This window comes from Emticicia sp. MM, from assembly GCF_001649495.1.
In genome coordinates, this window is the sequence record NZ_LXHX01000102.1 from 20,648 (window position 1) to 33,158 (window position 12,511).

General features: G+C 36.8%; 12 protein-coding genes. 2 read left to right on the forward strand and 10 right to left on the reverse strand.

Annotated elements, in window-relative coordinates; genetic code table 11:
• Positions 1–126: 126 nt before the first annotated feature.
• Complete coding sequence (locus A6M55_RS12935) at positions 127–2,598, forward strand: ribonucleoside-diphosphate reductase subunit alpha (protein ID WP_064198016.1); 2,472 nt, start codon at positions 127–129, stop codon at positions 2,596–2,598.
• A gap of 76 nt (positions 2,599–2,674) precedes the next feature.
• On the opposite strand, the gene A6M55_RS12940 is transcribed toward A6M55_RS12935, so the two are convergent.
• The 7 genes from A6M55_RS12940 to A6M55_RS12970 form a co-directional block, all read right to left on the reverse strand.
• Complete coding sequence (locus A6M55_RS12940) at positions 2,675–4,837, reverse strand: peptidase domain-containing ABC transporter (protein ID WP_064198017.1); 2,163 nt, start codon at positions 4,835–4,837, stop codon at positions 2,675–2,677.
• Positions 4,838–4,951: 114 nt separating this feature from the next.
• Complete coding sequence (locus tag A6M55_RS12945; RefSeq protein ID WP_156511057.1) at positions 4,952–5,308, reverse strand: hypothetical protein; 357 nt, start codon at positions 5,306–5,308, stop codon at positions 4,952–4,954.
• A gap of 59 nt (positions 5,309–5,367) precedes the next feature.
• A complete protein-coding gene (locus A6M55_RS12950; protein ID WP_156511058.1) occupies positions 5,368–6,483 on the reverse strand; it encodes a hypothetical protein in 1,116 nt (371 codons plus the stop codon).
• 47 nt (positions 6,484–6,530) lie between these two features.
• The gene (locus A6M55_RS12955) at positions 6,531–6,734 is read right to left on the reverse strand and encodes a hypothetical protein (RefSeq protein ID WP_064198020.1); all 204 of its coding nucleotides are present in this window, start codon (positions 6,732–6,734) and stop codon (positions 6,531–6,533) included.
• 219 nt (positions 6,735–6,953) lie between these two features.
• Positions 6,954–7,520 (reverse strand): CPBP family intramembrane glutamic endopeptidase, encoded by a 567-nt coding sequence (locus A6M55_RS12960; protein ID WP_064198021.1) that lies wholly within the window; start codon positions 7,518–7,520, stop codon positions 6,954–6,956.
• A 103-nt stretch (positions 7,521–7,623) separates the two neighbouring features.
• Positions 7,624–8,127 carry a CPBP family intramembrane glutamic endopeptidase gene (locus A6M55_RS12965; RefSeq protein WP_064198022.1) on the reverse strand — a complete coding sequence of 168 codons (504 nt, stop codon included), beginning with the start codon at positions 8,125–8,127 and terminating at the stop codon, positions 7,624–7,626.
• Between the two features lie 214 nt (positions 8,128–8,341).
• The gene (locus A6M55_RS12970) at positions 8,342–8,581 is read right to left on the reverse strand and encodes a hypothetical protein (protein ID WP_064198023.1); all 240 of its coding nucleotides are present in this window, start codon (positions 8,579–8,581) and stop codon (positions 8,342–8,344) included.
• A gap of 252 nt (positions 8,582–8,833) precedes the next feature.
• On the opposite strand from A6M55_RS12970, the gene A6M55_RS12975 reads away from it, so the two are divergent.
• Complete coding sequence (locus A6M55_RS12975) at positions 8,834–9,163, forward strand: helix-turn-helix domain-containing protein (protein ID WP_064198024.1); 330 nt, start codon at positions 8,834–8,836, stop codon at positions 9,161–9,163.
• Here A6M55_RS12975 and A6M55_RS12980 read toward each other — a convergent pair whose 3' ends face one another.
• From A6M55_RS12980 to A6M55_RS12990, 3 genes are all read right to left on the reverse strand, one after another.
• The gene (locus A6M55_RS12980) at positions 9,164–10,330 is read right to left on the reverse strand and encodes an HlyD family secretion protein (RefSeq protein ID WP_064198025.1); all 1,167 of its coding nucleotides are present in this window, start codon (positions 10,328–10,330) and stop codon (positions 9,164–9,166) included. It abuts the gene before it with no gap.
• 90 nt (positions 10,331–10,420) lie between these two features.
• Positions 10,421–11,035 carry a hypothetical protein gene (locus A6M55_RS12985; RefSeq protein WP_156511059.1) on the reverse strand — a complete coding sequence of 205 codons (615 nt, stop codon included), beginning with the start codon at positions 11,033–11,035 and terminating at the stop codon, positions 10,421–10,423.
• Positions 11,036–11,059: 24 nt separating this feature from the next.
• A partial coding sequence (locus A6M55_RS12990; RefSeq protein WP_229235533.1) for a DUF1501 domain-containing protein occupies positions 11,060–12,511 on the reverse strand: 1,452 nt, incomplete at its 5' end.

Here is a 12,511-nt window from a genome sequence, read left to right on the forward strand (position 1 = left end):
CTGGCAGTCACGAACATATATAAAAGTTTTTAACTTAAAATTTGAACCTTTGTGCAGGACTAAAGCAAATTTAGTCTGCCTGTAATCTTGTTGTGAATCCCTTAAAACCCTTTTTAAAGGCTGCCTATGTTTGTAATTAAGAGAGACGGACGCCGCGAGTCGGTAAAGTTCGACAAAATCACTGCTCGTATTGAGCGACTTTGCTATGGTTTAGAGCCAGCATTTGTCCAACCCGTTGAAGTTGCCATGAAGGTTGTGGCTGGTATTTATGATGGCGTTTCAACGTCAGAATTAGATAGCCTCGCTGCCGAAACTGCCGCTTCGATGACAACCAAGCACCCCGACTATGCTATCTTGGCAGCTCGGATTGCAATTTCAAACTTACACAAAAATACCCTCAAGTCTTTTTCTGGTACGATGAAGATGTTATATCAATACATCGACCCAAAAACAGACCAAAATGCATCTTTAATTGCAAAAGATACATGGAAGGTGATTCAGAAACACGCAGCTTTGCTTGATTCTGCTATTATCTATGACCGTGATTTTGGTTACGATTATTTCGGTTATAAAACGCTCGAAAAATCGTACTTACTCAAACTCAACGGTAAAATCGTAGAGCGTCCACAACACATGTTGATGCGTGTTGCTGTTGGTATTCACGGTGAAGACATCGAACGTGTTATTGAAACTTACGAATTATTATCGGAGCGTTGGTTTACGCACGCTACTCCAACATTGTTCAACGCAGGAACTCCAAAACCACAGCTTTCATCATGCTTCTTGCTTACGATGAAAGAAGATAGTATCACTGGAATTTACGAAACTTTGGCCCAGACCGCTCAAATTTCGCAATCGGCTGGTGGTATTGGTTTAGCAATTCACGAAATTCGTGCAACAGGCTCTTATATCAAAGGCACTAACGGAACTTCAAATGGTATCGTACCGATGTTGCGTGTTTTCAACGACACTGCTCGCTACGTTGACCAAGGTGGTGGCAAACGCAAAGGCTCATTTGCCATTTATATTGAGCCACACCACGCTGATATTTTCGAGTTTTTGGATTTGAAGAAAAACCATGGTAAAGAAGAGCTTCGTGCAAGAGATTTATTCTACGCCCTCTGGATTTCGGATTTATTCATGAAGCGTGTAGAAGCCAATGATACTTGGTCATTGTTCTGCCCTCACGAAGCACCAGGTTTGTCTGATTGCTACGGTGAAGAGTTTGAGAATTTATACGAAAGATACGAAAGAGAAGGCAAAGCCCGCAAAACCATTAAAGCACAAGATCTTTGGTTTGCTATCATGGAGTCTCAAATTGAGACAGGTACGCCGTATATGTTGTATAAAGATGCCGCTAACAGAAAGTCTAATCAGAAAAACTTAGGTACGATTAAATCATCGAATCTTTGTACTGAAATCATGGAATATACTTCACCTGATGAAGTAGCGGTTTGTAATTTGGCCTCAATTGCTTTGCCAAAATACATCACGAAAGATGAAAAAACTGGTTTCTCGAAATTTGACCATCAGAAATTATACGAGGTAACGAAGGTAATTACTAAAAACCTCAACAAGGTAATTGATGTAAACTATTATCCTGTGCCTGAGGCTCAGCGTAGTAACTTGCGTCACCGTCCGATTGGTTTGGGTATTCAAGGTTTAGCCGATGCTTTCATTATTTTGAGAATGCCTTTCGAGTCTGATGAAGCTCGTAGATTGAATAGAGAAATCTTTGAAACAATTTATTACGCCGCAATGGAGGCTTCAATGGAGTTGGCTATTGTTGAAGGTGCATATCCGACTTGGGAAGGCTCTCCGATTTCGCAAGGTATTTTCCAATTCGATATGTGGGGCGTAACGCCAGATTCAGGTCGTTGGAATTGGTCAGAATTGCGTGAAAAAGTAATGAAAAATGGTGTAAGAAACTCGCTTTTAGTTGCTCCAATGCCAACGGCGTCAACGAGCCAAATCTTGGGTAACAATGAGTGTTTCGAGCCTTATACATCAAATATTTACACTCGTCGTGTGCTTTCGGGTGAGTTTGTGGTTGTGAATAAGCATTTATTGAAAGATTTAGTAAAAATCGGTTTATGGAATGATACCATGAAAAATAAATTGATTGCTGCTAACGGTTCGGTACAGGCGATTCCAGAGATTCCGCAAAACTTGAAAGATTTGTATCGCACGGCTTGGGAAATTAAGCAGAAAACCATCGTTGATATGGCCGCTGACCGTGGAGCATATATCTGCCAAAGTCAGTCGTTAAATATCTTCATGGAAAATGCTAATTTCGGGAAATTGACTTCGATGCACTTCTACGCATGGAAAGCAGGTTTGAAAACAGGTATGTACTACTTACGTACAAAAGCCGCTTCTGATGCAGTGAAGTTTACGGTTGATCGCCAAGCAATCGCCGAAGTGATGCCAGCAACATCTGTAGTAGAAGAAAAACCATTAGATTACGCAAAATACGCAGAAGAGCAAACCGCAAAAGCAACTGCGGCCGCTACATTTGCCAGCGAAGAAGAGTATCAATATGCTGCGATGCAATGTTCACTCGACGACCCCGAGGGTTGCGAAATGTGTGGTTCATAAGGGATTCCGACTTGCAAATGCTCTTTTCTAATATAAAATTGTATGCAAAACCACCTCTCAAGGGTGGTTTTGTTGGTTATAGTACCCCCTCAAACTGCTCCATCCAAAGACGATTATAAACTCCTTCTTGATAAAGCAAACCTTCGTGTGTGCCTTCCTGCACTAATTCTCCGTTGGCAAGCACCAGTATTTTATCAGCATTCTTGATGGTGCTTAATCGGTGAGCAATAATGATGATTGTTTTGTTTAAACTTCTTAACGTTTGAATGGTTTGTTGTACGTATTTCTCCGAAATTGTATCAAGAGCAGAGGTGGCTTCATCTAAAATCAAAATTTCGGGATTACGGTATAAAGCTCGTGCAATGGCCAAACGCTGGCGTTGTCCGCCCGAAAGACTTGCCCCATTTTCGCCAATGTGGGTATTAAAGCCATTGGGTAGTTTTTCTACAAATTCGCTAATACCTAACTGACTGCAAATAAACAAAATGCGTTGCATATCTGGCTCAAAATCTCCGAGTGCGATGTTTTCAATGACCGATGCACCAAATAAATCAATTTGTTGCGGCACAACACTCACTATATTTCGGAGTATATCATTGCGAATATGTTTGATATCATAATTTCCAATCAGAATGTTTCCGCCACTCAAAGGATAAAGATTTTGTAACAACGACATCAACGTAGATTTGCCCGACCCACTTTCGCCAATTACTGCCGTAATTTGTCCTTTGGGTAGTGTAATCGTCAGATTATCAAATACTTGCACTCTCGTTCCGTAGCGAAACGATACATTTTTAAACTGAATATCGCCCACCATTTCGGCAGTCAATTCAACTTTGTTTTCGGTGGCTTCTCGCTCCAAATCCATAATTTCAAACAGACGGTCAGCCGCAATGAGAGCATCTTGAATAGTTCGGTTTGAGCTAATCAGACTCATGGCTGGGCTGGTAAAATAGCCAATCAAAGAATAGAAAGAAAGTAATTCGCCTGGGGTAAGTTGTTGGTCAATCACAAACGTTGTGCCGAACCAAAGCAATAGAATAGTGAATAATCTGGAAATAAAATCGGAGATGTTGCCAATAAAAATGCTGGTTTGGCTTGATTTAAAAACGGTTTCGAGTAGCCGTACGAAATTAGTTTCGGTTTTTAGATTGGCATAAGGCTCAATGCCAAAACGCTTGATTGTGGTGGCAGCATTGAGCGATTCAACCAATTGAGCCTCTAATTCTGCCGAATTCTCCATCAATTTACGCCCTTGTTTGCGGTTGATGTAGTTGCTAATAAAGTAGATAACGATATAAAATGGAATAATTGCCAGCAGCATTGCCGCCAATTTCCAATCATAAGTAAACATCAGACCGAACGAAAACAGCACGATAAAAATATTGACCGCCAAACCAATAATGACATCATTGATAAAAACCCGAATCTTGACGGCATCGTTTACCCTCGAAATAATTTCGCCTACTCGCATGGTGTCAAAAAACTGTTGTGGGAGTTTTAGCAGATGTTTGTAATATCCTAAAATTAGTTGTGCATCTATCTGCTGGCCAGTTTTAAGGGCAAAAATACTTTTAACTGTACCGATGATAGTCTGCAAAACTAAAATAATAATCATGCCGATACTTAGCAAATTGAGCAGGTTTTTATTGCCTTCAATGATTACATTATCGGTTATTTTCTGAATATAAATGGAGGTAGAAAGCCCTAATATGGTATAAACAGCTGCTCCAATCAAGGCTTGGAGCATAACGGTAGTATGCGGACGCAGCAATGCCCAAAACCGACGAATGACCGAAACTTTTTCATTGCGAACCTCAAAGTCTTCATTAGGTAATAATAGAACCAAGACACCCGTCCATTCTTTGGCAAACACTTCGATGGTTTTTTTGTGCATCTTTCCATCGCCAGGGTCCATGATAGTGATATGTGTTTTAGAGACCTTGTAGATTACTACGTAGTGAAGCCCACCGCCCAAAGGAGTAGTGATTTGAACATGAGCAATGGCAGGTTTGGGTATCTTTTCAAGGCTTTCGAGTGTGCCTTTTACGCCTTTTGCTTGAAAGCCAAGTTTTTGGGCGGCTTCAATTAGACCGAGTATGTTTGTGCCTTTTTTGTCGGTACTGGCATATTGACGTATGCGAGCAATGGGCAGACGCAGACGGAAATGAGCAGCGACCGAAGCTAAACAAGCGGCACCACAATCTCGTAAGTCGTGTTGTTTTATTTTAATAGACATAATTTTTGCGAATCCCCCTCCTTAAAGGCAATTTTCGCAAGATACTTCAATAAAACAAGCAAAAAGCAAGTAAATAATGCTTATTTTATGACTGTAAGGAATAATTTATGAATATTATTTTCTCTTAATTGGCTGAAAGTAAATCTCTTCGTTGTAAAGTTCAACGATTTCTTTCAAAGCCCGATTAGCTGGGCGATGAAAAAACTCTGCAGTGATTGCCCCTGCAACACCAAGACCCGCAAAAGACCAATTAATGCTTGGATTTGGGCCGAATTCATCTTCTACGGCCATAATAAGACCAAACCCCGAAATAACCGAAAAAAATTGAGCAGAATGTTTCCGCCAGACATATTTTTTGTATGCTTTCATGAGTTCTTGAGAATGCTGTTGTTCAAGAATCTTTTTTAGTTGACGTGGGCGTTTAATTACCTTATCGTTTAACGAAACTGTGCCATTTTTAACGTAAGTCATTTGTTGAGCTTGGCTATTAACCGTTATCAACAATAGAAAAACAAATAATCTAATCAGTGTCATCGGGAAATGTTTTTTAATTCAACTAAACTGTTGTTCAATGAATTTAATATGGCATCAGGTAAAGGTTTATAAAGTTTGTTATTTGTAATATCTTCCCAAAATTTGTAATCGTAGTTACTAACTCCATTAAAACCACTAAATCTACTGAATCCTTTAGGTTTTTCTTGTAGATACTCAACTTTTTCGACAAAGAATTCACCAATATCTTCTACATCTTGAAAACGCTCATCGTTTTTACCTTTCATTTTAAATTTTCTAATCTCTTTATGATAGAGCAGATTTATCAATGAAATATCAGTTGAGTCATTGGTTTTGTAAACAGAAGATTCGTTATGATATTCGTGGAGGGCTTCATTTCCAAAGCGTTTTATTATCTTTTTTTCTTCAGGACTAAGATAGGCTATTTCTTGTAGGATTGCATATTCTCCATTTTTTAAAGGTATTTTTCTAATTTTCAATATATCGTGTTTTGCCAATAAAAAATAGTCTTTGTTCTGATTATCAAAAAAGTTGTAAGTTTTTGTTGGATTTTCATTTGTCAGATTCATGTCTGGGACTCTTGGTCCAACAATGTTTATATTCATAAGTGTTGGTATTGCTTTACCCGTAGAAAGTAAATATGAACGTTCTTGAAGACGTCTTATAAGGATGCCATCTTTGGAGTTATTTGGATAAAGATATTCTACAATACCATCGGCATAAGATTTTGGTTGGGTATCAATAATATTGTATGTTCGGTAATATCCTCTTACTAAAAGAAAAGAATAGTTTACCTTAGTCGGAGACACAATTACTTCGTCTAAAACAATTGTGTTTCTCGATAAAGTGATATACTTTGAATTTAGAAATTGTTGTTTTTGAAGTTTAATTGTTTGATAACTAATATGATTAAAAGAAATCTCACTCACATCTATTTTTGTGATTTTGTCAATCACTTCTTGTAATATAACACCATTCTCATCACTCATGCCAAGTATTCTTCCGCCAGAATCTCGGAGTTCAACAAACGGAATATTTTGGTCTGACTCTTTTTCTTTAATGAGTATTTGTGCTTTTGTGCAAAACAAATGGCACAAGAAAACAAAAAAGAGATGTATTTTTAAGCCGCTCATATTCAAATATAAAAAATGAAGCGGCTTGAAAACCGCTTCATTGGTAATTAAAAAATTTTGATACCAAATAGATAGCAATCTATGTTAGTGTTATTTGGAATACCATCTAATAAAGTACCGTTGTCGGTAATTTTGATTGCTTTTTCACAAATCTTTGAAATCCATTTTCCTAAGTCTCCTCCATCTGTTTCTCTTTGCTCATCAAAGCTTAGTTCTGATGTGCCATAATTGTCTAACGCTAACGGTTGCATGATTTTTTGAATTTAAAAGTTAAGATTTAATACTCCAAACTTCTGCAGCAGTTTGTTGCTTCAAAAGTCATATTCAATCTTTAAATTGTCAAATTTTGGTAGTGCTAAATTATGACTGTGAGGAATAATTTATGAGTGAGTTATTGCAATGAGAGAAAAGACGTAAAACATGGTTTGTTTTCTATTATTGCTGTAATAACGGAGCAATAATTCATGAATTTAAGAAAATATTTCTCCAATAGTATATATACTAACTAAACAACCATTATAAATGGCGTGTAGAAGTACACAATAAAAAAAACCGTATTTGTTCCTAACAAAACCGAGTATAAAACCCAAAAATAGTTGAGGTAGAATGATTAGAGGAATAAGCAAATTTTGGCTTTCGGTAAGTTCATAATTTGAAGTATGAACTAATCCAAAGAGTAGGGCAGAGAGATAATAAAGCCATTTGAAATAATTTTTATGAATAAATGAGCCAAGGAACCCCCTAAAAATAGATTCTTCCAGAATAGGAGCAACAACAATCGTTAGCAAAAACATCAGCGAAATATTACTCATCATATCTTTGACGGATTTGCTAAGTTCTACTGATTCAATAACGCTAAATTCTTCTAAGAAATAACGAAACAAACCTAATGATGCTCCAATAACTACCGTAATAATGCCGTAGTAAATACCAACCTCAATTATATTTTGGTTGATTTTATTTTCAGTACGAATAAGGTTTGAAGGGTGCTTAACGAAAGAGATAAAATCTTGCAGTAAAAATCTTAGTTTGCTCATTTTATGATGGTTTGCTTAAGACTGCCGTTTTAAAAATGGCTAACATAATAAAATTAGTCGAACTTACCGAATACTTCGGCTAACTGGAGATAAAACAAGAAATTTATTTTATCATGTAGGCATAAATAGCTATTCCACTTGTCAAATTTCTCAAACTGTGAATAATAATCACGTAAAATATATCTTTCTTATCTTCAATTTTAAATAATCTTGCATAAGCAAGAATATAACCTACTATTATTGCGACTAAAACGTATTTTAGATTGTACCAATGAAACAATCCGAATGCAAGAGCTGACACAGTAGCTTTCTTGAAATGGTTTATATCATTTTTAAACTTATTTTTCAGTAAGTTTAAAATCAAACCTTGAAAAATGTATGTTTCAATGATAGGAACTATAACCACACTGACTAAGATAAAAATCAAAATACTTTCATCCCAAGTCGAGGGAAACTTGTCAATCGCATTGAAATTTAAAATAAATCCAGGTATAAAAAATGGGATAACCCCTATAAATGTTAGTATATAAAACATTAGTACATAGTGTATTATCGGTAAGCGATTCAACATACTTTGCATATTCTCAAACATCGAATTATTCTTCATTATTAAATACTAATTTTCAAGTTTACCTATTGGAAATTAATAAATGAGAGTTAAATAAACTCAATACACTTTAAATTATGTTGTTTTAGTTTTCTAAAAATTAAAGATTGTTGTAAGTAATTGTGTATTATTACTTTGTGTACAATTTTCAATGAATATAAAATTAAAACAACATAGTTTACACCGCACGAACTTCTATTTATTGATAAATTAATTATCTAATTCCACCATGATTTGATGAACTCATTATATCATGATAGGCACCAGAGCCACCTTTCCCACCAACTGCTTTATCCGCTGCTGACCAACCCTCTTTAATTGCATCATAAACCCCAGATTGAAAAATTGCTTTTCCAAGTTCTACCCACCATGGACCACCTCCACCCTCTAATAGTATCTGCTCATCAAAACTTAATTCTGATGTACCATAATTGTCTAACGCTAACGTTTGCATAATTTTTTAGATTTAAATGTTAAGATTTAATACTCCAAACTTCTGCAGCAGTTTGTTAATTCAAAAATCTAATTTAGCCTCTGATTTGACAAATTTTGGGAGGGCTAAATTATGACTGTTAGGAATAATTTATGAGTAATATTAGAATTATATTAGAAAATAAGGATTTTTGCTTGTCTTCAAACATCTTTTTCCATTTTTGCGTTTATCAGCAATACTAACACTTTTATTTATAAAACAACCGCTGTAACTATGAATAATATCAGTACTAAATTCCGAACACTCAGAGAGTTACACAATTATAAACAAGACTACGTTGCTTCCGTATTGGGTATCACACAATCGGGCTACGCCAAAATAGAAAATGGAGATATTGGCAATGTCAGTCTTAAATACCTTCAAAAACTTGCCGAACTTTATCAACTAAACTTAGAACAACTTTTGGGCTGGGATGGTAAAATAACTATAAGTACTTTTGATGGCGTTGGGGGCAATCAAAACAATTGGCACACACCAACTGATGAGCGTATCAGAGAACTGGAAGAAAAAGTAGAAAAACTATTGGAAATCGTTAGTAGATAATTATTTACTCTCAAGTTTAGGGTTTAGCCAATCATCAGTTTTGTCATACAATAGTTGGTAAAGGCTGCGTTTGGTTATTACAAATCTTGCCCTGAAAGTTAATCCTTTTTTTAGAGGTGCCGTATAACCATTTTTTAGTTGAAGGTTTTTCTTTTGTAATTGACATTTTACTTTAAAAATTGGTTTTTCGTTTAGCACCACAAAATCACGGGCAATGTCAATGATTTTGCCTTGAACTAAGCCCCATTCGTTATAATTGAAAGCATCAATCTGAAAACTCACGGGCATATCTTTTTTTAAGAGTCCGATATCATTTGGGCTAACGTAGCACTCCGCAATGAGGCTTGAGTCGGGTGAAATAATACCCAGCGTTTCGCCTGTTTGTACATAACTACCCTCATATTTACCCACAATTTGCTGAATATTGCCACTAATTGGGGCTTTTATTTCGTAGTAGGTTTTCTGCTGAGTAAGTTGTTTGGCTTCGCTTTGCAGTTGTTTTAAATCAAAACGATGCTTGTTGAGTTCGGCTTGCCATTGGCTCAACTGCCGCTGGAAAATTGATTCAAACTCAGCCACTAAGCGGTTCATTTCATATTCTTTGGCGTTGAGTTCTCGTCGAGCAATTACTTTTTCTTTATATAGATAGCGGTCAGCATCTAATTCTTTCTTAATTTTTTGTTGGTGAAAGATATTTTCTTGCAGTTGGCTACGAAAAGTATTGAGTTGCTGCGTATAAATGGGCGTTTGGGTAGTATGATTACCAAAAATATTATTTTTTCCGATTTGAGTCAAAATTTCTAAATCATTAATAAAATCGTTTTTCTCCTGCTTTTGAAAACTATTAGCGTTGAGTTTGGTGTCTATATCATCAGTAGCTATCACGAAAAGCGTAGTATTTTGAGTAATATTTTGATTTTCAGCAACATTTACGGCTTTCACCGTTCCCGAAATCAATGATTTTATTTCGGTTTTCTCCGAAACGGTTCTCACAATTCCGCTGCTTTGCACCGAAATATCAACAAAAATAAAGGGTAAACTCACCAATGCACCAAAAAGTGCAAGCAGAATAAGCGTATAAATTAGCTGACTTCTAACTGCCACTTTGGGCAAATAGGCTTCGACGGTGCTTTGAATAATATCCGATGGAAAAAGTTGTTTTTGCATGGTGTAAAAATGCAAAAAAAGCCAATACTCAACCACTAAACTTTATGACTGTGAGGAATAATTTATGAGTAACCGATAGAAGAAACGTTTTCAAGTAGTTGCTGAAACGACTTTTTGTAAAAAAACATTTCTGTCAAAAGCTTGGTCGAATCGTTTCACAGATTCAAACTCTTGACCACCATCAGGGTGAAGTTCGAGGTCGAAGAAATCTTTGTGTTTAGGCGATATACTTTCTAAATCAAAATGACAAGTTTCGAGGATAACTTGTTGATAATGAGTGTAAAGTGTTTCTTCTTTTAAGTGTTTTAAAATCTGCCCGAATGCAATAATCCATTCGGTTTTATACCATAAAAAATTGAAAATACTACCTTTCTGTAATGCTTTATTCGACAAATAAGCTATATAAATCATTCGCTCTTCTAAACTTAAGGTAGCAAAAAAGTCATCGAATAATTTGCCATCTTGTTTCCATGCTTCCTCTTTTGGGCGAATGATTTTTCTGAAAAGTTCTTTCAATTTCAACTCAGGACTTGTGCTTTCAAACGCAAAAACTATGTTTTCGGAAGTAACTTTTTCTTGAAATAAATTGAAAAATCCACGCTTTGGGTCATGCTCAAATTTTGCCACTTTTCGATTAGATTTTAATAAACGAAGTGCAAAAACTATCAATAACAATAATTTGAATATGACCCAGAAGTGTTTCAAGTTTGAGTGTTTAATACCGCAAATTTACGATAAAATTCCTTTAATAATTTGCCCATGCACATCGGTTAACCGAAAACGACGACCTTGATATTTGTAAGTTAGTTGTTCGTGGTCGATACCCATGAGGTGCAATAAAGTTGCTTGAAAATCATGCACATGAACAGGATTTTTGATGATATTATAGCTAAAATCATCGGTTTCTCCGTAGCTGATGCCCGATTTTACGCCTGCACCTGCCATCCACATCGTAAAGCATCTTGGGTGATGGTCTCTACCGTAATCATCTTTGGTCAATTTTCCTTGTGAATAAACTGTTCGGCCAAATTCTCCGCCCCAAACCACCAAAGTATCTTCGAGTAAACCTCTTCTTTTTAAATCAATAATTAAAGCTGCGGTGGCTCTATCGGTTTGTTTGCATTGGTGAGCCATTCCTTTGGGTAATGAGCCATGGTGGTCCCAGCCTTGGTGATATAGCTGCACAAATCTTACATCTTTTTCCAATAATTTTCGAGCTAAAAGACAATTAGCGGCATAAGTTCCTTTATCTCGACTACCTTCGCCGTAAAGTTCAAAAACTTCATTAGGTTCTTTAGAAGTATCCATTACTTCGGGAACGGAAGTTTGCATTCGATACGCCATCTCGTATTGGGCGATTCGGGCATCTACTTCGGGGTCACCCCAAGTTTCGTTTTGTAATTGGTTGAGTTTGGTCAAATATTCCAACATTTCTTGGCGGTCTTCGCCATCATATCCTTCGGGATTATTAAGAAATAAAACAGGGTCTTTACCTGAGCGGAATTGTACTCCTTGATGCTCAGAAGGTAAAAAACCATTTCCCCACAGACGAGCGTAAAGTGGTTGGTCTTTTGAGGCATTTTTTGAAACCAAAACAATAAAAGCTGGTAGATTTTGGTTTTCAGACCCCAATCCGTAACTCATCCAAGAGCCAATCGAAGGGCGACCAGGAAGTTGATGCCCAGTTTGAAAAAAAGTTATGGCGGGGTCATGGTTGATTTGCTCGGTAAACATAGATTTTACGATGCACAAATCATCAACCACTTGAGCCGTATAAGGTAACAAATCACTTACCCAAGTTTTACTTTTCCCAAATTGATTAAATTTATAGGCCGAAGGAACGAGCGGTAAAACCGCTTGATTGGCACTCATACCTGTGAGCCGTTGCCCTTTTCGCACCGAATCGGGCAAACCTTGCCCAAACATATTGCTGAGTTTGGGTTTATAGTCGAAAGTTTCAAATTGAGAAGGTCCACCACTCATAAAGAGATAAACGACTCGTTTGGCTTTGGGAGCAATACTCGGTAAAGCACTCATGATTTGCTCTTCGAGCGTGTTACCTTTTGCGTTTGAACTAATCAAACTACCCAAAGCCATTGCACCTAAACCAGAGGCTGTGCGGAGCAAAAAATCACGTCGGTCGAGCTTTCGATTCAATGCCGAAAACTCAGGAGAATGAAG